The 22,351-nt window shown below is 64.9% G+C and carries 20 protein-coding genes; 5 read left to right on the forward strand and 15 right to left on the reverse strand.

All coding sequences use genetic code 11. The features are described 5' to 3' along the window. Window positions 1-64: 64 nt before the first annotated feature. Both ettA and rarD read right to left on the reverse strand, forming a co-directional pair. Window positions 65-1,732: an energy-dependent translational throttle protein EttA gene (gene ettA / locus IV454_RS08515; RefSeq protein ID WP_054265535.1), complete on the reverse strand. Its 1,668-nt coding sequence runs from the start codon at window positions 1,730-1,732 to the stop codon at window positions 65-67. Between the two features lie 207 nt (window positions 1,733-1,939). Next, window positions 1,940-2,806, reverse strand: a complete 867-nt coding sequence (gene rarD, locus IV454_RS08520; protein ID WP_206092605.1) for an EamA family transporter RarD — start codon at window positions 2,804-2,806, stop codon at window positions 1,940-1,942. 257 nt (window positions 2,807-3,063) lie between these two features. Here rarD and IV454_RS08525 point away from each other — a divergent pair, with 257 nt between their 5' ends. From IV454_RS08525 to IV454_RS08535, 3 genes are all read left to right on the forward strand, one after another. Then, window positions 3,064-4,944 carry a potassium transporter Kup gene (locus IV454_RS08525; protein WP_206091134.1) on the forward strand — a complete coding sequence of 627 codons (1,881 nt, stop codon included), beginning with the start codon at window positions 3,064-3,066 and terminating at the stop codon, window positions 4,942-4,944. A gap of 124 nt (window positions 4,945-5,068) precedes the next feature. Further along, entirely contained in the window at window positions 5,069-5,518 is a 450-nt protein-coding gene (locus IV454_RS08530) for an FKBP-type peptidyl-prolyl cis-trans isomerase (RefSeq protein ID WP_206091135.1), read from the forward strand. 115 nt (window positions 5,519-5,633) lie between these two features. After that, the gene (locus tag IV454_RS08535; protein ID WP_206091136.1) at window positions 5,634-6,386 is read left to right on the forward strand and encodes a hypothetical protein; all 753 of its coding nucleotides are present in this window, start codon (window positions 5,634-5,636) and stop codon (window positions 6,384-6,386) included. On the opposite strand, the gene IV454_RS08540 is transcribed toward IV454_RS08535, so the two are convergent. The 8 genes from IV454_RS08540 to hemA all read right to left on the reverse strand — a co-directional run bounded on the left by IV454_RS08540 (window position 6,383) and on the right by hemA (window position 15,373). Beyond that, entirely contained in the window at window positions 6,383-6,844 is a 462-nt protein-coding gene (locus IV454_RS08540; RefSeq protein ID WP_206092606.1) for a GNAT family N-acetyltransferase, read from the reverse strand. The two genes, IV454_RS08535 and IV454_RS08540, sit on opposite strands and share 4 nt — an antisense overlap. Before the next feature lie 57 nt (window positions 6,845-6,901). After that, the gene (locus IV454_RS08545; protein WP_206091137.1) at window positions 6,902-7,945 is read right to left on the reverse strand and encodes a histone deacetylase family protein; all 1,044 of its coding nucleotides are present in this window, start codon (window positions 7,943-7,945) and stop codon (window positions 6,902-6,904) included. A gap of 7 nt (window positions 7,946-7,952) precedes the next feature. Further along, complete coding sequence (gene gshA, locus IV454_RS08550) at window positions 7,953-9,551, reverse strand: glutamate--cysteine ligase (protein WP_206091138.1); 1,599 nt, start codon at window positions 9,549-9,551, stop codon at window positions 7,953-7,955. A 145-nt stretch (window positions 9,552-9,696) separates the two neighbouring features. Beyond that, a complete protein-coding gene (locus IV454_RS08555; RefSeq protein WP_206091139.1) occupies window positions 9,697-11,472 on the reverse strand; it encodes a DUF885 domain-containing protein in 1,776 nt (591 codons plus the stop codon). 47 nt (window positions 11,473-11,519) lie between these two features. Beyond that, window positions 11,520-12,350, reverse strand: coding sequence for a peptide chain release factor N(5)-glutamine methyltransferase (prmC, locus tag IV454_RS08560; protein WP_206091140.1), 831 nt, complete (start codon window positions 12,348-12,350; stop codon window positions 11,520-11,522). Further along, window positions 12,350-12,823, reverse strand: coding sequence for a disulfide bond formation protein B (locus IV454_RS08565; protein WP_054265543.1), 474 nt, complete (start codon window positions 12,821-12,823; stop codon window positions 12,350-12,352). The genes prmC and IV454_RS08565 overlap by 1 nt, the downstream gene beginning before the upstream one ends. Before the next feature lie 109 nt (window positions 12,824-12,932). Next, window positions 12,933-14,009, reverse strand: coding sequence for a peptide chain release factor 1 (gene prfA / locus IV454_RS08570; protein WP_054265544.1), 1,077 nt, complete (start codon window positions 14,007-14,009; stop codon window positions 12,933-12,935). 89 nt (window positions 14,010-14,098) lie between these two features. Further along, window positions 14,099-15,373, reverse strand: a complete 1,275-nt coding sequence (gene hemA / locus IV454_RS08575) for a glutamyl-tRNA reductase (protein WP_054265545.1) — start codon at window positions 15,371-15,373, stop codon at window positions 14,099-14,101. 327 nt (window positions 15,374-15,700) lie between these two features. Between hemA and IV454_RS08580 the strand changes: the two genes are divergently transcribed. After that, window positions 15,701-16,423: a hypothetical protein gene (locus IV454_RS08580; RefSeq protein WP_206091141.1), complete on the forward strand. Its 723-nt coding sequence runs from the start codon at window positions 15,701-15,703 to the stop codon at window positions 16,421-16,423. Here the strand turns inward: IV454_RS08580 and IV454_RS08585 are convergent. Beyond that, on the reverse strand, window positions 16,390-17,079 hold the full coding sequence (locus IV454_RS08585; protein WP_054265547.1) for a response regulator transcription factor: 690 nt from the start codon (window positions 17,077-17,079) through the stop codon (window positions 16,390-16,392). The two genes, IV454_RS08580 and IV454_RS08585, sit on opposite strands and share 34 nt — an antisense overlap. 243 nt (window positions 17,080-17,322) lie before the next feature. Here IV454_RS08585 and IV454_RS08590 point away from each other — a divergent pair, with 243 nt between their 5' ends. Further along, window positions 17,323-17,814 carry a hypothetical protein gene (locus tag IV454_RS08590; RefSeq protein ID WP_206091142.1) on the forward strand — a complete coding sequence of 164 codons (492 nt, stop codon included), beginning with the start codon at window positions 17,323-17,325 and terminating at the stop codon, window positions 17,812-17,814. 42 nt (window positions 17,815-17,856) lie between these two features. On the opposite strand, the gene minE is transcribed toward IV454_RS08590, so the two are convergent. From minE to metE, 4 genes are all read right to left on the reverse strand, one after another. Continuing rightward, window positions 17,857-18,108, reverse strand: coding sequence for a cell division topological specificity factor MinE (gene minE, locus IV454_RS08595; protein WP_054265549.1), 252 nt, complete (start codon window positions 18,106-18,108; stop codon window positions 17,857-17,859). Window position 18,109: 1 nt separating this feature from the next. After that, window positions 18,110-18,925, reverse strand: coding sequence for a septum site-determining protein MinD (gene minD / locus IV454_RS08600; protein WP_054265550.1), 816 nt, complete (start codon window positions 18,923-18,925; stop codon window positions 18,110-18,112). Between the two features lie 27 nt (window positions 18,926-18,952). After that, a complete protein-coding gene (minC, locus tag IV454_RS08605; protein ID WP_206091143.1) occupies window positions 18,953-19,702 on the reverse strand; it encodes a septum site-determining protein MinC in 750 nt (249 codons plus the stop codon). A 294-nt stretch (window positions 19,703-19,996) separates the two neighbouring features. Beyond that, the gene (gene metE, locus IV454_RS08610; RefSeq protein WP_206091144.1) at window positions 19,997-22,312 is read right to left on the reverse strand and encodes a 5-methyltetrahydropteroyltriglutamate--homocysteine S-methyltransferase; all 2,316 of its coding nucleotides are present in this window, start codon (window positions 22,310-22,312) and stop codon (window positions 19,997-19,999) included. Window positions 22,313-22,351 lie beyond the last annotated feature (39 nt).

Here is a 22,351-nt window from a genome sequence, read left to right on the forward strand (position 1 = left end):
GTGCTGCAAAAAAAGGCATAGCGCCATCGCGCGCCGTGCTGCCTGGCGCGCGATGGGATGGGTCTTACACCGTCAGCGGCTTGTAGCGGATCCGCTTCGGCTTGGCGCCTTCTTCGCCCAGGCGTTTCTTCTTGTCGGCTTCGTATTCCTGGTAGTTACCGTCGAAGAAAGTGACTTGCGAATTGCCTTCGAACGCCAGGATGTGGGTCGCGATGCGGTCCAGGAACCAGCGATCGTGGGAAATGACCATGACGCTGCCGGCAAATTCGAGCAAGGCATCTTCCAGCGCGCGCAGGGTTTCCACGTCCAGATCGTTGGACGGTTCATCGAGCAGCAGCACATTGCCGCCTTGCAGCAAGGTCTTGGCCAGGTGCAGACGTCCGCGTTCTCCGCCCGACAGGTTGCCGACGATCTTTTGCTGGTCCGAACCCTTGAAGTTGAAGCGGCCCAGGTAGGCGCGCGACGGCATGTCGAAACGGCCCACGGTGAGCGTGTCGGCGCCGCCGGCCACGTCGTCGAACACGGTCTTGGTATTGGCCAGGTCGTCGCGGTTCTGGTCGACGATGGAGACGCGCGCGGTCTGGCCGATGGCCACTTCGCCGCTGTCCGGCTGCTCTTTGCCGGTGATCATCTTGAACAGGGTCGACTTGCCGGCGCCGTTCGGGCCGATGATGCCGACGATGGCGCCCGGCGGCACGATGAACGACAGGTTCTCGATCAGCATGCGGTCGCCGAAGGATTTCGACACGTTCTTGAATTCGATCACGTCATTGCCCAGGCGCTCGGCCACGGGGATGAAGATCTCGGACGTTTCGTTGCGCTTCTGGTATTCGTGCTCGGACAGCTCGTTAAAGCGCGCCAGGCGGGCCTTGCTCTTGGCCTGGCGGCCTTTCGGATTCTGGCGCACCCATTCGAGTTCCTTGGCGATGGTTTTCTGGCGCGAGGATTCGGTCGCTTCCTCCTGCTTGAGGCGGTTGCTCTTTTGCTCCAGCCACGAGCTGTAGTTGCCTTTCCACGGAATGCCGTGGCCGCGGTCGAGTTCCAGAATCCATTCGGCGGCGTTGTCGAGGAAGTAGCGATCGTGGGTGATGCCGACCACGGTGCCCGGGAAGCGCAGCAGGAATTGTTCGAGCCAGTCGACCGATTCGGCATCGAGGTGATTGGTCGGTTCGTCGAGCAGCAGCATGTCGGGTTTCGACAGCAGCAGGCGGCACAGCGCCACGCGGCGCTTTTCGCCGCCGGACAGGATGCCGATCTTGGCGTCCCACGGCGGCAGGCGCAGCGCATCGGCGGCCATTTCCAGCTGCAGGTTCAGGTTGCCGCCGTCGGAGGTCGAGATGATTGCTTCCAGGCGCGCCTGTTCGGTCGCCAGTGCGTCGAAGTCGGCGTCTTCGTCGGCATACGCCGCGTACACCGCTTCCAGCTTGCCTTGGGCCTCGAACACTTCGCCCAGGCCCGATTCGACCACCTGGCGCACCGTCTGCTCGGGATCGAGCACCGGTTCCTGCGGCAGGTAGCCGATGTTCAGGCCCGGCATCGGCACGGCTTCGCCCTGGATGTCGGTATCGATGCCCGCCATGATCTTCAGCAAGGTCGACTTGCCGGAGCCGTTCAGGCCCAGCACGCCGATCTTGGCGCCGGGGAAGAACGACAGGGAAATATCCTTGAGGATCTGGCGTTTGGGCGGGACGATTTTGCCCACGCGATTCATGGTATAGACGTAATTGGCCATTGAGTTTCTTGAAATGGGGACGGAAGGTCAACAGGATACAATAAGTCGCCCCCGGATTGGTCCTTTCCTGCGCCCGTGCCGCAGACATGCGCCGGATCGCCGTGCAATTGCTGCGCGATGCAGGCCTGCGGCCTTCCCGGTGCCGGAATGATTTACCCTTGCAACATAGCCGGCGGCACCTGCGCCGCGGGCCCGCCCGCCGCGCGCTTATTTGCGCTTGAACAGGCCCTCGGCCGCATACAGGGCCAGCGCGCTCCAGATGATCGCAAAGCCGATCATGCGCGCCTGGGTGAAGGCCTCGTGGAACAGGTAGATGCCCAGGCTGAGCTGGATGGTCGGTCCGATATATTGCAGCAATCCCAGCACCGACAGGGGAATCTTGCGCGCGCCGCTGGCAAACAGCAGCAGGGGAATGGCGGTGATCGGCCCGGAGGCGATCAGCAGCCAGCGCGTGCTGTTCGACGGACTGTTCAAAAAGGCATTGTCGCCCGTCATGGTCAGCCAGATCACGAAACCCAGCGCGAACGGGAACAGCAGCATGGTTTCGAACGACAAGCCTTCCAGCGCGCCCAGGGAGGCGGTCTTGCGCAGCAAGCCATAGCCGCCGAAGGAGGCCGCCAGCAGCAGCGCGATCCAGGGCATGCGCCCGGCCTGCCAGGTCAGCCACAGCACGCCGCAGGTGGCCAGCGCGATGGCGGCCCACTGGCCGATGCGCAGTCTTTCCTTGAGCACCAGGTAGCCCAGCATCACATTGAACAGGGGATTGATGAAGTAACCCAGGCTCGCTTCGATCACATGGCCGCTGTTGACGGCCCAGATGTACAGCAGCCAGTTAAAACTGAGCAGCAGCGCGCTCACGGCGAAGCTGGCCACCACGCGCGGCTGCTGCCTGAGCGCCCCCAGCCATTTCCACTGCTGGCGGAAGGTCAATACGATCACCAGGAACAGCAGCGACCAGAGTACGCGGTGGCCCATGATCTGGGCCGGCGGCACTTCTTTGAGGGCATGGAAATACAGGGGAAACAGGCCCCAGCACAGGAAGGCCAGGGCGGCGGACAGGATGCCGGTACGCATGAGTGACAATCAGAGATTCATTGGATCAACATTATCTCGCAGTTAGGGGAAGCTTGCCGGCCAGCGCCAATTCGCCGCCGATGCCATTTTTACATCGCGAACGCGCACCTGCGCCGGGCTCGTTTATCATATCGTCTCCAAAAGCAAGAGAAATTCTTGCTGTCACCGGGGGTATGAATGATGCAACGAATTGTCCTTGCTTTTTGCCTGATCATCTTCTATTGTGCAATGCACCAAAACAAGAATACGGTGCAATCTTGACAGCGCAACACAAGAAGAGCAGCCTGGCGGCCCTGACCCTGGCCGCCGTCGGTATCGTCTACGGCGATATCGGTACCAGTCCCCTCTACACCCTGAAAGCCGTGTTCGACAAAGAGCATGGCCTGGCCCTGACCACTCCCAACCTGATCGGCATCATTTCCCTGATTTTCTGGGGACTGACCCTGATCGTCTCGCTCAAGTACGTCACCCTGGTCCTGCGTGCCGACAACCGCGGCGAGGGCGGCATCATGGCGCTCATGGCGCTGGCGCTCAATTCGGTCACCAAGGCGTCCAAATGGTATTTGCCGCTGATGGTGATGGGCGTCTTCGGCGCCACCATGTTTTACGGCGACAGCGTGATCACCCCCGCCATTTCGGTGCTCGGCGCGATCGAAGGTCTCGAGGTCGCCATCCCCGGCATCCCCACCTGGGTGGTGCTGCTCATTACCGCCATTGTGCTGGTGTGCCTGTATTCGGTGCAGCGGCGCGGCACGGCCGGCATCGGGCGCTGGTTCGGGCCGATCATGGTGATCTGGTTCGCCGCCCTGGCCGCCATGGGCGTGGTGAACATCATCGAGGCGCCCCAGATCCTGGCCGCCCTCAATCCCCTGCGCGCGCTGGGCTTCATGCTGGAAAACCGCTACACGGCCTTCATCGCGCTCGGCGCGGTGGTGCTGGCGCTGACCGGCGCCGAGGCGCTGTATGCCGACATGGGCCACTTCGGCAAGAAGCCGATCCGCGCGGCCTGGTTCCTGATCGCCTTTCCGGCGCTGGCGCTGAACTACATGGGGCAGGGCGCGCTGCTGATCGTGCACCCTGAGCACATCAGCAATCCCTTCTATAACCAGCTCGGCAGCTGGAGCGTGTACCCGCTGCTGCTGCTCTCGACCATGGCCGCCGTGATCGCCTCGCAAGCGACCATTTCCGGCACCTTCTCGATGACCAAGCAAGCCATCGCGCTCGGCCTGATGCCGCGCATGCGCGTGCTGCACACCTCGGAAAGCGAAATCGGCCAGATCTATATCCCGGCCGTGAACTGGCTGCAACTGGTGGTGGTACTGATCGGCGTGCTGATTTTCCAGTCCTCCGACAATATGGCCGGCGCCTATGGCATCGCGGTCACCGCCACCATGCTGTGCACCACCGTGCTGACCTTTTTCGTCACGCGCTACCGCTGGCACCTGCCGCTGGTGCTGTGCTTCGGCGCAACCGGCTTTTTCATCGTCATGGACATCATGCTGTTCTCGTCGAGCACGCTTAAACTGTTCCACGGCGGCTGGTTCCCGCTGCTGCTGGGCGCGATCCTGTTTACCGGCATGATGACCTGGAAGCGCGGCCGCCAGCTGGTGTTCGAGAACCTGCAGTCGCACGCCATTCCGCTCGACGACTTCCTGCAGTCGCTGTTCGTGGCGCCGCCCACCCGCGTGTACGGCACCGCGATTTTCCTGCGCGGCGAAAGCGACGGCGTGCCGCACGCGCTGCTGCACAACCTGTCGCACAACAAGGTGCTGCACGAACGCGTGGTCTTCCTCACCGTGCACATGCTGGAAGAACCGTGGGTGCCGGCGGCCGAGCAGGCCAAGGTCACCGCGCTGGGGCACGATTGCTTCCAGATCAATGTGTACTACGGCTTCAAGGATGAACCGGATATTCCCAAGGTGCTGCTCCAGTGCGCGGAACAGGGTTTGCCGTTCGAGATGATGGAAACCTCCTTCTTCATCGCACGCCAGACCGTCATTTCGGCGCCGGGCGGCGGCATGGCGCCATGGCGCGAGCACTTGTTCGTGACCATGTCGCGCAATGCCCGCGGCGCCGCCGACTACTATCAGATTCCTCCCAACCGGGTGATCGAACTGGGAACCCAGGTCGAAATCTGAACTCCCTGTATCCGATACAAAACGATACATATGCGCCACACTTTTGATGCGAGACGAATGCTGCGGTGACCGGCAACTGCTGCTAAACTTTGGCAGCTTTTTCCGTCACCGCTACAAGGATTCCATGAAACTCAAGCTTACCCTCACCGCCGCCTTCGTTGCCACCCTTGCCCTGGCCGCCTGCGGCAGTTCCGATGACAGTCCGGTCCAGGTGCCGCCGATCACGGTCGTCACCAACCCGGCCACCCTGGTCTCCAAAGATACGGTGGTCGGCACCGGCGCCGAAGCGGCGGTCGGCAAAAAAATCAGCGTGAACTACGCCGGCTATCTCTACGATTCGAGCAAGCCCGACAACAAGGGCGCGAACTTCGAAACCTCCAAGGAGCCGGTCGAGTTTCCGCTGGCGTCGGGCAGCTTGATCGAAGGCTGGGTCCAGGGCATCCCGGGCATGAAAGTGGGCGGCAAGCGCACCCTGTCGATCCCGTCGTCCCTGGCGTACGGCGCGAACGGCAAGGGCGTCATTCCAGCCAATGCCGGCCTGGTGTTCGACATCGAACTGGTCGGCGTCAAGTAAGTCTGACGCGCGTTGCGCCGGTGCTGAGCGCAGCGGCGCGCGACTGATGCGCCTCAAATAAAGCGCGCAAAGTCGGCCGATCCTTGATCCTTTCACACCTCGAAAGGATCAAGCCATGTTTGCACGCACCTGTCTGTTTGCCCTCGCGCTGGCGCCGCTTGCCGGCATTGCGGCGTCGCGTTACGCGCTCACGCCGCTGCCTCCCAATACCAATCCCCTCGGCATCAACAATGCCGGCCAGATCGTCGGCGACCGCCCCGGCGACGGCGGCCAGCATGGCTTCCTCTGGTCGGGCGGTAGCCTCGCCGAGATCGGCACCTTCGGCGGCCCCGACAGCTCGGCCGCGGCCATCAACCAGCACGCCGAGGCCACCGGCCACGCCAGCCTGCCGAGCGGGGAGGCGCGCGCCTTTCGCTACGCCGGCGGCAAGCTGGTCCAACTGACCATTCCCGGCAGCAGCGAAAGCCTGGGGACCGCCATCAACGATGCCGGGCAAGTGGCCGGGCAGTACCGCACCACCACACCCGCTTACCGGGCTTTCCTGTACAGCGGCGGCGCCAGCACCGACCTGGGCACCCTGGGCGGGGACTTCGCCTACGCGGCCGCCATCAACAATGGCGGCCAGGTGGTGGGCGTGTCGGCGCTGGACGAGAGCACGCCATTCCTCGCGCACGCGTTTCTGTACGCGAACGGCAAGATGAGCGACCTCGGCACCCTGGGCGGCAGCTACAGCGCCGCCACCGGCATCAACGACAGCGGCCAGATCGCCGCCTATGGCTGCAACGACAGCGGAGGCTGCGGCGGCTTGCTGCTGCAACTGGCGCCGCGCGCGCCCGCCGAGGGCCTGACCTGGCGCGCGCGCCTTTAGCGCAGCATGTCGATGTGCATGATGCCGTCTTCGTCGTAGGGCGCGCTCACCGTCGCGAAGCCGAAGCTGGCGTAGAACGGTTCGAGGTGCTGCTGGGCGCCGATGCGGATGCGCTGGCCCGGATGCTGGCGTTCGGCGCAGGCGATGCCCTCGGCCAGCAGTGCGCGGCCGCTGCCGCCGCCGCGCGCGCCCTTGGTGGTGAGCACGCGCCCGAGCGACATTTCATCGTACTTCACGCCGGGGGCGAGGCAGCGCAAATACGCCGCCAGCACGCGCTTGCCGTCGACCGTGTGCCAGCCGAGCAGGTGGTGCGCGCCCTGGTCGTAGCCATCGAGGTCCGGATACAGGCAAGTCTGCTCCAGGATGAACACATCCTGGCGGCTGGCCATCACCGCGTACAGATCGGCGCCGGAGAGTTGGTCGAAGTGGCGCCATTCCCACACGATGGGCGCCTTCATCGTGGCGCCATCCGGTGCGGCTTGCGGGTCACGGCTCATGGAGATCCTTTCATGGTTCTAGTTAGCGGTTTCAAAACCTTCGAGCACATTGACGACGTTGATGCCGATCTCGTTCACCGCATACCCGCCCTCGAACACGAAGGCGGTCGGCAGGCCGGTGTGCGCGATGCGTTCGCCGATGCGCAAAAAATCGCCGCTGTGCAGCGCGAACGACGACAGCGGGTCGCCCGCGAACGTATCGACGCCGAGCGACACCACCAGCGCATCCGGCGCGAAGCTGGCCAGCTTGACGCAGGCCGATTCCAGCGCCAGGAACCACTGGGCCGGGGTCGATCCGGCCGCCAGCGGCAGGTTCATGTTGTAGCCCTTGCCGTCGCCGTCGCCCGTTTCGCTGGCATGCCCCAGGTAGAACGGATACTCGGTGCGCGGATCGGCATGGATCGAGATGAACAGCACATCGTTGCGGCCATAAAAAATGCTCTGGGTGCCGTTGCCGTGGTGGTAGTCGATATCGAGGATCGCGACTTTCCTGGCGCCGTCGTCGAGCAGGTGCTGGGCCGCCAGCGCGGCATTGTTCAGGAAGCAGTAGCCGCCGAAAAAATCGGCGCCCGCGTGGTGTCCGGGAGGGCGGGTCAGCGCGAAGGTGCCGCGTTCGCCCAGGCGCAGCGCGTGGGCGGCGTTGACCGCGCAGTCGGCCCCGGTCTTGGCGGCGATCCAGGTGCCGGCGGTGAGCGGGGTGCCGCTGTCCATCGAATACAGGCCCATGCGCGCGGCGAAGTTATCGGGCTCGATATCGGTGCGCATGCCGCGGATCGGCCACACCGAGGGAAACGCATCCTTGTCGGCGTTCGCTTCGTCGAGCGCGACCCACTCGCTCCAGGCATTGCGCAGGAAATGCAGGTAGCGCGGCGTGTGGATGCGTTCGAGCGAGACCAGCGACACGCCGTGCGGCGTGACCACCTTGCCCAGCCCGCGCCGTTCGAATTCGGCCAGCACCATGTCGACCCGCTCCGGCTTTTCGAAGCACGGCACCAGGGCGCCACGGAACATCTCGTGGCGCCCGCGGTGCTGGGCGTGGTGCTCGTTATAGAAGGTCAGCACGCTTGGGTCAGTCCGAGTCGCCGCACAATGTGCTGCTGTTGTAGGCGGCGACAAAGTCGTCGAAGCTGCCGGTCTGGGTCTGCTCGATGACACGCTGTTCGGCCAGCGAGGCGGCCGCCATCTCGTCGAACAGCGCCGCTTCCGCCGGCATCAGGGGGCTGTCGCGGAACGAGGCCGCATGCAGCTCGCTCTGGCGCAAGCCGAAAGCGGCCGAGGAGCCGAGCGCGCGCACTTCTTCCAGCACCCGCGCCGACGGCGTGAGCGCCGGATTGGCGATTTTGGCCAGCTGCGCGGCCAGGGAGGCCGCATGCACGCCGTCTTCGTTATGCTGGCTGTCGAGCAGCGCCGCGACCGGGGCGATGCGCCCGATCAGTTCATTGGCCCAGTCGGCCAGCGCGATCTCTTCGCCGTGGCGGGTCAGGGTCAGGCCGGGGCGGCGCCCCTCCTTGACGGTGCGCGCGAAATTGCGGGCGTGGACCTGGCTTTCCATCTGGTTGATCAGCGCGCTCTCGTCGAGCGCGCAGAACAGCAGGAAGGCATCCATGAAGCGCCCCGTTTCGACACTGATGCCGATCGCCTCGAACGGATCGACATCGAGGCAGCGCACTTCGACGTACTGCACCCCGCGCTTGCACAGCGCCTGTACCGGACGCTCGCCGGTGCGGATCACGCGTTTCGGCCGGATCGTCGAATAGTATTCGTTCTCGATCTGCAGCACGTTGGTCGACAGCTGGATCCACTCGCCATCGCGCTTGGTGCCGAGCGCCTCGTACGGCTTGTACGGACGGTTCACCGCGTCCATCAGGGTCGATACATAGCTTTCCAGCGAGTTCTCGTGCGGCGTCAGGCCCGATTGCGCATCGTTCTGGTAACCGAGGTCGCTCATGCGCAGGCTGGTCGCATACGGCAGGTAGAGGGTGTCGCTTGAGAGTGTTTCGAGCTGGTGTTCGCGTCCGCGCAGGAAGCCCGTGGACAGCGCCGGCGAGGCCCCGAACAGGTACATCAGCAGCCAGCTATAGCGGCGGAAGTTGCGGATCAGGGCGATGTAGCTTTCGGACTGGAAGTCGCGCAGGGCGCAGCGCCGTTCTTCGGAAACGCCTTCGTTGTTCGAAAACAGCTGGAACATCTGCTCCGGCAGCGAGTAGTTGTAGTGGATGCCGGCGATGCACTGCATCGCTTTCCCGTAGCGCAGCGCCAGGCCGCGCCGGTACACGTGTTTCAGCATGCCGATGTTCGAGGTGCCGTACCAGGCGATGTCGATGTCGGCTTCGTCGGGCAGCTCGCACGGCATCGATTCGCTCCACAGCATTTCGTCACCCAGCTTGGTGTAGGCGTAGCGGTGGATTGTGTCGAGCTTGTGCAGGGTGGTGCCGATGTCGTTTTCCGCCGGCGTGATGAATTCGAGCAGGGCTTCGGCGTAGTCGGTGGTGATCTGCGGGTGGGTCAGTGCGGCGCCCAGCGCTGGCGGGTGCGGGGTGCGCGCCAGACGTCCGGCGCGGTCCACGCGCAGGGTTTCGCGCTCGATGCCGCGCAGGCCCTGGCCCAGCAGGGGGCGGTGTTCATCATCGTCGAGCAGGGCCAGGCGGCGGGTCAGTTGGTTCGACACGGTGAATCCTTTCTTGTACTGCCAAAGAGGTAAGTGCTGCGAGATTAACCGAAATCCGGCGCGCGCGCCTGAGGCACTGACTTCCTGCTGGAATGGGGCGTGGTTTTTATTGCAAGGCTTGATTTATATGCAATGCCTGGGCCGCTCACGACGCCGGTTTTTTGGCCGCCGCGATCCACAGGTCGACCTGCTGTTCGAGCAGGGCCAGGGTCAGCGGTCCGTTATCGAGCACCACGCTGTGAAAGCGCCGGATGTCGAATTTGTCGCCCAGCGCCGCCTGTGCCTTCTCGCGCAGGGCGCGGATTTTCAGCTGTCCGACCTTGTAGCCGAGCGCCTGTCCGGGCCAGGCAATGTAGCGGTCCACTTCCAGCTCGTTGTCGGAAGGCGCGTTGGCGGTGTTGGCGTTCATGTAGTCGATCGCCTGCTGGCGCGTCCAGCCCTGGGTGTGGATGCCGGTATCGACCACCAGCCGCACCGCGCGGAACAGGTCGGCGTTGAGGTGACCGAAGGCCGAAAACGCATCCTTGAAAAAGCCCAGTTCCGGCCCGAGCGTCTCGGCGTACAGGGCCCAGCCTTCGCCGTAGGCGGCGTGCCAGCCATGGCGGCGAAAGGCCGGCAGGTCGGCCATGTCGGCGGCGCGCGCCACCTGCAGGTGGTGGCCCGGCAGCGCTTCGTGCAGGGCCAAGGTTTCCATCTCCCACATGGGGCGCGTTTCCAGCAGCGAGGTGTTGACCACGAAGGCCGCCGGGCGCTCGGCGTTGCCGGCCTCGTACCAGGCCGCGCCCTGTTTCTCGGTGCCGGGGCCGGAAGCCGCCTTGACCAGCACTTCCTGCGCCGGCACGGCCGCGAACAGCCTGGGCATGGCCGCGCCGGCGCGCGCGATGATGCGCCGGTAGCGCGCCAGCAGCGGCTCGGCGCTGGTGTAGAACAGGCGCGGGTCGGTTTTGGCGAACACGATGAACTGGGCGAAGCTGCCGGCAAAACCGGTGCGCGCGATCGCCGCCGTCATGTCGGCGCGCAGGCGCGCCACTTCCTTCAGGCCGAGCGCGTGGATCTCGGCCGGGGCCATGTCGATGGTGGTCTGGCGCATCACCGCCAGCAGGTAGTAATCGGGGCCGGCCGGCAGCGCGCTGGCCGCGATGGACTCGCGCGCCGCCGGCAGGTACTCGGCGCGGATGAATTCTTCCAGCTCCTGCAGCGCCGGCGCCACCCGGTTGCGCAGCGCGGCGGGACCGGCCAAGGCGAGGGCGTCGCGCACCGGCTTGTCGATGCTGGCCGGGATCTGGCGGAACGGCTGGCCTAGCGCGCCGTCGACCGCGTTCTCGCGCAGTTGCCTGAGGATGACCGGCACACCGCGCACGGCCACCTTCGGCGCGACCCAGCCGGTGCGCATCCCTTCGCGCAGCTGTTCGATCAGGCCCGCCACGTGGGCCGGTACCGCGTCCAGGCGCGCCAGGTAGTTGCGGTAGTCGGTCTCGGTGGCAAACGGCATCTGCGCGGCCAGCTGCGCGAGCGTGAGGTGGATGCCGGCCGAGGAACTGATCGGCTGCGCCTGGAACGGGTACAGCGCGGCCGCCTTGACCGCCTGCTCCTTCTCCCACACGAACAGGTCGTAGGACAGCTGCTGCTGGCCGGTGAGCTTGTCGCGTTCGATCTGCCTGGCCTGGTCGAGCATCTGGCGCTGGTGCGCATTGGCGGCCCGGCTGGCGGCCAGGGTGGTGTCGCTCAGGCTTGTGTCGTAGCGGTAGTCGCCCAGAGCGGTGGCGTATTCTGGCTGGTTTTGCAGGCGCCACTGCCAGTCGCTGTCGAACAGGGCGCGCGCCTGCTGGTCCGGTGTGGCGCGCTCGGGCGCGGCGGCGGGTGCCGCGCCGGCGACCAGCGGGGCAAGCATGAGGACACAGATGGCGGTCAGTTTGCGCATCTGGTCATTTTAGCAAAGGCGCTGTTGCGCACGCGGCACGGCAGAACTTACGCGGCGCGCCGGCCACCGCTGACTCGTTCGATGCCGGCCAGGTCGCGCCAGCTCTCGACTTCGGTATAGCCGGCGCCGGCCAGCAGGGCGCGCACCTGGTCCGCCTGGTCGTAGCCGTGCTCCATCAGCAGCCAGCCCCGCGGCGGCAAATGGCGCGGCGCGCCGGCCACGATGGTGCGCAGGGCCGACAGGCCGTCGGCATGGTCGGTCAGCGCGCCCACCGGCTCGAAGCGCAGATCGCCCTGGGCCAGGTGGACGTCGCCGTCGGCGATGTAGGGGGGATTGGAGACGATCAGGTCGAACGATTCGCCCTCCACGCCAGCGAACCAGTCGCTGTGCACGAAGCGCACGGCGGCGCGGTGGGCACAAGCGTTGGCGCGCGCCACCTCGAGGGCGGCGGCGCTGACGTCGAGGGCGGTGATTCCGGCGTCGGGCCGGGTATGGGCCACGGCCACCGCGATGGCGCCGCTGCCGGTACCCATGTCGAGCATGCGGCCCTGCACGGGCAGGCGTTCGAGCGCCAGGTCGACCAGCAGTTCAGTGTCGGGACGGGGAATCAGCACCGCCTCGCTGACGGCGAAATCGAGGCCGTAGAATTCGCGCCGGCCGACGATGTAGGCAATCGGTTCGCCTCGCATGCGCCGTTCGACCAGGTCCGCCAGCGCGGCCGCTTCCGGCGCGCTCAGCAGGCGTTCGGACTGGGTGATCAGGCCGATGCGCGTGATGCCCAGCGCATGGCAGGCCAGGATGCGGTTTTCCAGCGGGTCGAGCGGCAGCAACGCCTGCAGCGCGCCGACCCGGGCGCCGGCGCCGATCGTCACCGCCATCAGCGGGCGCTGCGGCGCGCCAGCACGAACAGCAGCGAGGCGCTGATGATGGCCAGCGACAGGGCCGACCATTGCGGGATGGTCAGGCCGAACAGGGTCTCGACCGCATCTTCGCACAAGCCGTCGGCTTCGAACATCCATGGCAGGTAAATCGCGGTCGGGACTTTATTGAGCATGGTCTGCATCGGATCGATGCCGCACGAGGTGCCCGGATGGGCCAGCACCCACAGCTGCTTGCCGGCGTAGAACAGGCCGGTCAGCGAACCGGCCAGCCCGAAGAAGCTCCACAGCTTGAACTGCTTGGCCGACGCCGCCGCCAGGCAGATCAGCCCACAGAAAAAGTAGGCGTAGCGCTGGATCACGCACAGCGGGCATGGCAGCATGTTCTTGTAGTGCTGAAGGTACAGCGCCGCGCCAAGCAGGGCGAAGCAGATGGCGGAGAGTGACATCAGGATCGTGCGGTTATTTGGCATCGGATAAGTCCTAGAAGTGTTTTTATTGGCGTCTCTTGACATGCGGCGTGGGTACGCCGCATGCGCAGTTTACAACGGACAGCTTACCAAGTGCTTAATTACCAACAGCTTAGTCGCCCAGGGCCGCCAGCAATTCGGCCTGGTGTTCGGCGGCCAGCGCGTTGGTCAGTTCGGTCAGTTCTCCATCCATGATGAAGTCGAGTTTATACAAGGTCAGGTTGATGCGGTGGTCGGTCATGCGGCCTTGCGGGAAGTTATACGTGCGAATCCGCTCGCTGCGGTCGCCCGAGCCGATCAGGCTTTTGCGGGTGGCCGCTTCCTTCGACTGCTGCTCGCGCAGCTGCGCGTCCTTGATGCGCGCGGCCAGCACCTTGAGCGCCGAGGCCTTGTTCTTGTGCTGGCTGCGGTCGTCCTGGCATTCGACCACGATCCCGGTCGGCAGGTGGGTGATGCGCACCGCCGAATCGGTCTTGTTGATGTGCTGTCCGCCGGCGCCCGAGGCGCGGTAGGTATCGATGCGCAGGTCGGCCGGGTTGATGTTGACGTCTTCGACTTCGTCCGCTTCCGGCATTACCGCCACGGTGCAGGCCGAGGTGTGGATGCGGCCCTGGGTTTCGGTGGCCGGCACGCGCTGCACGCGGTGGCCGCCCGACTCGAACTTGAGCTTGGAGTAGGCGCCGTTGCCGATCAGGCGCACGATCACTTCGCGGTAGCCGCCCAGGTCCGACACCGATTCCGACACCGTTTCGACCTGCCAGCGATTGCGCTCGGCGAAGCGGACATACATGCGCAGCAGGTCGCCCGCGAACAGGGCCGATTCGTCGCCGCCGGTGCCGGCGCGGATTTCGAGGAAGATGTTGCGCTCGTCGTTGACGTCCTTCGGCAGCAGCATCTTTTGCAGATCCATTTCGAGCTGCGCCACGCGCGCCTTGCCGGCTTCGATTTCTTCCTGCGCGAAGTCCTTCATGTCCGGGTCCGAGAGCATTTCCTGCGCTTCGGCGATATCGTTCTGGGCGCTCTGGTACTCCTTGAACAGCGCCACCAGCGGCCCGATTTCGGCGTGCTCGCGCGTCATCTTGCGGTAGGCGTCCATGTTCGAGGTCGCGCCTTCGCTCATGAGCAATTCGTCAAGTTCGACAAGACGGTTGGCCAGTTGATCCAGCTTGGCCAGCATCGATGGTTTCATAGGGTGCTCGGTAAATGGTAAGGAACGGCGGGGAAGAACGGGAGCGGCGGGCGCAGGACTGCGGCGCGCCAGGACGGCAAGCCGGGGCGCTAACGGCGGCCGCGGAACAATTGCGGCAGCAGGGTGGCGAGGCGGGCGCGCTCGTCGCCCTGGGCGCGATGCAGCGCCTGCTGCGGGCCGTGCAGGAACTTGGCGGTCAGGCCCCTGGACAGGGCGTCGAGCACGGCGTCGACATCGTCGCCGCGCGCCAGCATTTTCTTGGCGCGTTCGAGTTCGAACAGGCGCATCGCTTCGCTGTTTTCCTGCAGGTCCTGGATGACCGGCACCATGGCGCGGTCGTCGATCCAGTGCATGAACGATTGCACCCGCGTTTCGATGATGGCCTCGGCCTGGGCCACGGCGGCCTGGCGGCTCTCCAACCCGGTCTGGACCACCTGGCCAAGGTCGTCGACGGTGTACAGGAACACGTCGTCGAGGCGGCCGACTTCGGGTTCGATATCGCGCGGTACGGCCAGGTCGACCATGAACATCGGCTTGTGGCGGCGCGCCTTGATCGCGCGCTCGACCAGGCCCAGGCCGATCAGCGGCAAGGAGGAGGCGGTGCACGAGATGACGATGTCGAACTGCGCCAGCTGCTCGGGCAGCGCGGCCAGGCGGATCGCCTTGCCGTTGAAGCGGTGCGCCAGGGTTTCGCCGCGCTCCATGGTGCGGTTGGCGATGGTGATGTTTTTCGGGTTCTGGGCCGCGAAGTGGGTGGCGCACAACTCGATCATTTCGCCGGCGCCGATGAACAGCACGTTCTGGTCGGAGATCTTGTCGAAGATGCGCTGCGACAGGCGCACCGCGGCCGCCGCCATCGAGACGCTGTGGGCGCCGATTTCGGTGGTGCTGCGCACTTCCTTGGCCACCGAAAAGCTGCGCTGGAACAGCTGGTGCAGATAGGTGCCCAGACCCCCGGCTTCGTCGGCCAGGCGCATCGCGTCTTTCATCTGGCCGAGGATCTGCGGCTCGCCCAGCACCATCGAATCGAGCCCGGAGGCGACCCGGAATGCATGCCGCACGGCGGCATCGTGCGGCAGCATGTACAGGTGCGGGCGCAGTTCGGCGAAGTTGAGCTTGTGGTAATCGGCCAGGAAGTGGGCGCTGGCGTCGAGCGGATTGGCGATGTCGCTGGCGGCGTACATCTCGGTGCGGTTGCAGGTCGAGAGGATCGCCGCTTCGTCGCCGCCACGGGCATCGATGCGGGCAAACCAGCCGCGCGCCGCCTGCACCGCCTGGCCGAGCTGGTCAGGCGCAAGCGCCAGCTGCTCGCGAAGCGAGACCGGTGCGGTGGTGTGGTTGAGGCCGACGGCGAGCAGTTGCATGGCTTTACAGTGTACGGTTTGTACCGCCATTATACCGTGATGTGTCAATGGCCTACCGAAAGGAGGGTTTTTTGGTGCGGGAGGGCAACGCTGGCGGGGCATGACAAAGGCGTTCATGGAGCGCTAACTGAACCATTCCCGACCATCGCGGTCTGAAAGTGACAAACCCGCCGGAAGGCGGGTTTGTCTGGAATGTGGATGGCCCCGGAGAACCGGGGCCAAAGTCTGACCTAGTGTCATCACCAGTAAGGGTGGCTGGGAGAGGACATTCCTAGGGCTGCGACCAAATTATAGCACCACGTGCCCAAAAATCAAGCAGGTGTCAACATGAACTGGAACGACCTTGAGCGACACTGTTCCACTGCCCGGCTGGGCCGTTACCGGTCCTCGTGCGCGGGCGATGAGCGCAAGGCCGTGTCAGCCTATGTGAACAATATGCTGCTGGCGGGAGCGATGACACCCATGTTGAGTGTTTTGGAAATTGCGCTCAGAAACGGTATTCACCGCCGCATGTCGGCGCTGTATGAACGGCCCGACTGGTGGGAGGCATGGTCTGGCGCTCCTGTCTTTGCGCGCCAGATCGACGAGGTCATGGTCGCGAAGGGCAGGCTGCAACGGCGGGCCGAAATCGCTACGCCCGACAAGATTGTCGCGGAGTTGGCCTTCGGTTTTTGGAGTTCGCTGTTCAATGGCGCGTTTACAGCTGTTCTTTGGAAAGATCTGCGCCTGGTTTTTTCCCCGCTGCCCGAGAGCGCAGCGCAAGCGGCAGGCCATCTCGTCAGCGCTGAATCAGATGCGCGATTTGCGCAATCGCATATTCCACCACGAACAACTGATCTGGTTGCACCCCGACCTGCCCGACCTGCACGCCAATGGGACGCAAGTGATCGGCTGGATCGATCCTCAACTGGTGCTATGGCTGGCGGGTTTCGATCCTTTGCCTGCCACCTGGGCCACCTGCCGGCCGCGTTAGCGCCACCCGGACCCGGCCGTCGGCGCCGAAGCTGCGCAGCGCGTCACGCCCCCAGTTTTTCCAGCCGATATCCATAGCTGTACACCGGCACCAGCCGGAAGCCATTCTCCGGCCGCAACTGCAATTTGTTTCTTACGCGCGACACATGGGTATCCATGGTGCGCGAAGGTACGGCCGTTTCCCGGATCCACACCGCTTCATGAATATACGCGCGCGACAGCGGCCGGCCGATATTCCGAAAAAACAACAGTGCCAGGTAGAATTCCTTGTGCGTGACCTCGATCACGTTGCCGTCCATGAGCAGGCGCCCGGGCCGGGTTTCGAAAATGTAGGGTCCGAACTGCAATTGTTCCGCCCCGTTCTGGGCCGGGTAGGCGCGCCGCAGCAGCGCCTGCACGCGCGCCACCAGTTCCCCGCGGCGCAGCGGCTTGACCATGTAATCGTCGGCCCCGGCGGTGATGCCGGCCACGATATCGTCCTCGGCCGAGCTGCTGGTGAGGAACATCATCGGCGTGGTTCCCGCCAGCTTTTCCTTGGCCCGGCGCAGCACCTCGGTGCCGCTCATGTCGGCCACCTGCCAGTCGAGAACGAGCATGTCGACGCTGTCCTTGCGTAGCTGTCCCAGCAAATCCTTGCCACTGTCAAACGACTGACAGACGTGTCCAGCGGAGGTCAGGACCTGGCATATCAGGTCCGCCTGGCTGCGGTCATTGTCTAGGACGGCAATTCTCATGGTGGCATGTGTCGTACGTAAAAACGTGTTGTCGGTGGAGTCCTACTATTGCTAATGAATAGTTACTCTGAATATAACAGACTTTTACAAAGCAACACTAAATTGAAACACATTAATTTACGCGTGGCAACAAGCTGGACTGCCGTGCCCTGCCCCCATCTGATAACACGGTACACTGGAAAAACGCCGATTTCAATCGACATTTTGAGTCTTGGAAGAAATTTACATATCGAAAGGAGAACCATGAACGTCGACTCGACACTGATTCCAGGCAATTCGGAAGCGATTTTGCAAGTCCGCGAAGACTGCCGCCGCATGGTGCGCAACCGCGCCGCCGTCTCGGCCGGGGTGGCGGCGCTGCCGGTTCCCGGGCTTGACGTGATGTCCGACCTGTCCATGCTGAGCGGCCTGGTCAACGACGTCAACGCGGCCTTCGGCCTTTCCGCCGAGCAGGTCGAGCACTTGCAGCCGGCCTACAAGCGCATCGTCTATGGGGCGGCGGCCGGGGTGGGCGGGATGATGGTGGGTAAATTGATCACGCGCCAGGTGGCGGCGCAATTGCTCAAGCGCACGGGGCTGAAGGTGTTTGCCAAGTCGGCCGCGCGCTTCGTGCCGCTGGCCGGACAGGTCGCATCGGCGGCGATCGGGTTTACCGTGTTCCGCAAGCTCGGCTACGATCACGTGGAAGCCTGCACCACGGTGGCGCAACAATTGCTGGCGGCGCGCAGCGCCTGAGGTGCGGCGCCGCCCGCTCCCGCCCCGGCGGGAGCGGCTGCCTTAATTATCCGGCAGCACCACGTTCACTTCGAGCACTTCCAGGTTGCCCTGGCGGTCCAGCGACAACTTGATGTCGTCCGGGTTGACGCGGGTGTACTTCGAGATCACTTCAAGCAGTTCGCGGTGCAGCGCCGGCAGGAAGTCCGGGCCGCTGCGGTGGCCGCGTTCGCGCGCGATGATGATCTGCAGGCGCTCCTTGGCCGCCGTGGCGCTCTTCGGCTTGGAGGGGAACAGGAATGAAAGCAGGGCCATGTCACTTCACTCCGAAGATGCGCTGGAATATGCCCGGTTTTTCATAGGTGGTAAAGCGCAGCGGCAAATCGTCGCCGAGGAAGCGCGACACCACGTCCTCGTACGCCTCGGCCACGTCGGTGCCCTTGAAATGAATCGCCGGATTGCCCTGGTTCGATGCGTGCAGCACTGATTCGGACTCGGGAATGATGCCGATCAGCGGAATGCGCAGGATTTCCTGCACGTCCTGGTAGGACAGCATCTCGTCGTTCTCGACCCGCTTGGGCGAGTAGCGCGTGATGAGCAGGTGTTCCTTGACCGGCTCGGCACCGGTCTGGGCGCGCCGCGACTTGGCCTGGATGATGCCGAGGATGCGGTCCGAATCGCGCACCGACGACACTTCCGGATTGGTCACGATGATCGCTTCGTCGGCGAAGGTGAGCGCCATCAGGGCCCCATGCTCGATGCCGGCGGGCGAGTCGCAGACGATGTATTCGAAGCCCATGTTGATCAGGTCGTGCAGCACCCGTTCGACGCCTTCTTCCGACAAGGCGTCCTTGTCGCGCGTCTGCGAGGCCGGCAGGATGAACAGGTTGTCGCAATGCTTGTCCTTGATCAGCGCCTGGTTGAGCGAAGCTTCGCCATTGATGACGTTGATCAGGTCGTACACGACGCGCCGTTCGCAACCCATGATCAGGTCGAGATTGCGCAAGCCCACGTCGAAGTCGAGCACGGCGGTTTTGTGGCCACGCGTGGCCAGGCCGGTGGAAAAGCTGGCGCTGGAGGTCGTCTTGCCGACGCCACCCTTGCCGGAAGTCACAACAATAATTCGTGCCACAGGGGGTCCTTTTTTCGTATCTGGTATTTAAACGCGGGAGGCCGGGCTGATCGACAGTATATCGATTCGGTCGCCGATCAAGCGGATTTGGGTCGGCTGGCGCGCCAGCTGGGGCGCAAAGCCTTCTTCGAAGGTGCGGTAGACGCCGGCGATGGAGACCAGTTCGGGCTGCATCGCCATGGCGAAGATGCGCGCATCCGCATTGCCCGAGGCACCGGCCAGCGCGCGCCCGAACAGCGAGGCGTAAATATGGATGCTGCCGTCGGCGATGATTTCGGCGCCGTTGTTGACCACCGCCGTGACGATCAGGTCGCAGCCGCGCGCGTACACGCGCTGGCCGGCCCGCACCGGGGTGTCGATGATCATGGTGCCGGGTGTGACGATGGCGCTGGCCGGGGCCGGCGGCGCCGGGGTCGCGGCGGGCGCGGCCGCTTCGGCGCGCTCCTTGTCGCCGCTGGCGCCGTCGTCGAGCGAGAGGCCGCGCGCGCGGATCGCATCGTGCATGGCCGCCGGGGCGCCGCGCACGGCCACCGCGTTCAGGTGATACTTCTTGAGCAAGCCCACCATCTTGTCCCAATCGATGCGCGGCGCGTTCTCGGCCAGGGCGCTGATATCGATCACGGCGAATTCGTCTTCGAAGAAATCGGCCGAGCCGCCCGTCATCTGCTTGAGTGCCGCGTCGATCGCCAGCGGGTCGGCCGAATACAGAATCGTGGAGATCGCCACCACGGTGGAAATCTTGATTTCAATAGGCAGTTGGGACGGGCTTTTGAGCATAGACGAGTCGTGAGGGATGGGCGGATCATCGCCCAAAGTGGCGCAGGCTCGTGCATTCTACTGTGAAAATTGCGCTTAGGGGAGGCTTGTGCCGTATGTTCCGCGAGGCAACTTAACCAGGGTTTTCGGCCCGCGCGCCGTGCCGGTGACTGATGGTAAGCGCGCTGTATTTCAGGTGTGCCGGCCGCTCCGCCCGCCAGGCGCTCACTGTCGATGCGATACGGCGTGGGTGCGCGGATGTATGCACAGCGCGGCGTGCCGCGCTTGTTTTCCGGTGCGCTGCCTGTCCCGGCATCAGGACGCGCCAGGGGCGCCGTCGTGCGCGCGCATGCGCCTGGCCGCCGCCACCATGTTCGCCAGCGCCGCCTCGGTCTCGGCCCAGCCGCGCGTTTTCAGGCCGCAATCGGGATTGACCCACAAATTGGCCGCCGGGATCACCTGGGCCGCTTTCCTGAGCAGGCGCTCGATCGCATCCGTGCCAGGCACCGCGGGCGAATGGATGTCGTACACGCCGGGCCCGATCGCGTTCGGATAGCGATACTGGCCGAAGCCGTCGAGCAGCGCCATGTCCGAGCGGCTCGTTTCGATGGTGATGACGTCGGCGTCGAGCGCGGCGATCTGCGGCAATATGTCGTTGAACTCGGCGTAGCACATATGCGTGTGGATCTGGGTCGCATCCTGCGCCGCGCCGGCCGTGATGCGAAACGCGCGCGTGGCCCAGGCCAGGTAATCGTCCCAGCGCGCGCGCCGCAGCGGCAAGCCTTCGCGCAGGGCCGGCTCGTCGATCTGGATGATGCCGATGCCGGCCGCCTGCAAGTCGGCCACCTCGTCGCGCATGGCCAACGCGATCTGCAGGGCGGTCAAGGCGCGCGGCTGGTCGTCGCGCACGAAGGACCATTGCAGGATCGTGACCGGCCCGGTCAGCATGCCCTTGACCGGCCGCGCCGACAAGCCCTGCGCATGCACGGTCCAGTCGACCGTCATCGGGCGCGCCCGCGCCACGTCGCCATACAGCACCGGCGGCTTGACGCAGCGCGAGCCGTACGATTGCACCCAGCCATGCTGCGTGAAGACAAAGCCGTCGAGCTGCTCGCCGAAATACTCGACCATGTCGTTGCGCTCGGCTTCGCCATGCACCAGGACGTCGAGCCCGAGCGCTTCCTGGCGCGCCACCGCGTGCGCGATTTCGGCGCGCATCGCGCTCTGGTATTGGGCCAGGGGCAGGGCGCCGCGGCGGAAGGCGGCGCGGGCGGCGCGAATCGCCGCCGTCTGCGGGAACGAGCCGATGGTCGTGGTCGGATAAGGCGGCAGCTGGAAGCGCGCGCGCTGCACCGCCTGACGCGTCGCAAACGGGGCGCCGCGCCGGTCGGCGCCCGCTGGCAAGGCTTGCACCCGGGCCGCCACGGCATCGCTGTGTACGCGGGTGCTGCGGGCGCGGCTGGCAATCGCCGCGCGCGCCTCGGCCAGTTGCGGGACGATGGCGCCGCCCAGCGCGGCTTTGAGGGTCGCCAGTTCATCGAGCTTTTCGGTGGCGAACGCCATCCACGAGCGTACCTCGGGGTCGAGCGCGCTTTCGTCGGCCAGGCTCAGCGGCACGTGCAGCAGGGAGCACGAGGGCGCCAGCCAGAGTTCGCCGCGCTTGTCCAGCAGCGGCGCCAGCAGGCCGATGGCGGTGTCGAGGTCGGTGCGCCAGATATTGCGCCCGTCGACGATGCCGACCGACAGCACCTTGGGCAAGGCCAGCCAGTCGCACACGCTGGTCAGCTCGTGGGCGGCGCGCACCCCGTCCACATGCAGGCCGGCCACCGGCAGGCGGCAGGCCAGGCCCAGGTTTTCTTCCAGCGGCGAAAAATAGGTCGCCAGCATGATGCGCGCGCCCGATTGCGCCAGCAGCCAGTAGGCGATCTCGAAGGCGTTGCGCCATTCCTGCGGCAAGTCCAGGCCGAGGATGGGTTCGTCCACCTGCACCCATTCCACACCCTGGGCCTTGAGGCGCATCAACAAGGCGGTGTAGACCGGGAGCAGCTTTTCGAGCAGGCTCAAACGGTCGAAGCCGCTCTCTCGCGCGCTGCCCAGCCACAGGAAGGTGAGCGGACCGATCAGGGTCGCCTTGACCCGGTGTCCGAGCGCCTGGGCTTCGGCCACTTCCGCCAGCAGGCGCTCGCCAGCCAGGGTAAAGGCGGTATCGGCGCCGAATTCCGGCACCAGGTAATGGTAATTCGTGTCGAACCATTTGGTCATGTCGAGCGCGTGGCTGCCGTGCGGCGCAGCGTAATCCTTGGCGCAACAGTCGCTGCGCTCGCCGCGCGCCATGGCGAAATAGCGGGTCAGGGGCGAGCTAGCGCTGTCGAAACCGAAGCGCGCCGGTTCGCAGCCGAACAGCTGGATGTGGCTGGCCACCTGGTCGTAAAAGGCGAAGTCGCCCACCGTCACCAGCTCCAGCCCGGCGCCGGCCTGCATCGCCCAGTGGCGCGCGCGCAGGGCCGTACCGGCCGCTTCCAGCTCGGCCTCGCTGGTGGCGCCGCGCCAAAAGGCTTCGAGGGCGGTTTTCAGCTCGCGGCGCGCGCCGATGCGGGGGAATCCAAGTATATGCGTGTGTAGGGTTTTCATGATGTCATCGAGATTTCATTGTTCGTGTGTAAAGTTTGC

The sequence above is a fragment of the Massilia antarctica genome (assembly GCF_015689335.1).
GTDB classification, from domain to species: domain Bacteria; phylum Pseudomonadota; class Gammaproteobacteria; order Burkholderiales; family Burkholderiaceae_D; genus Telluria_A; species Telluria_A antarctica.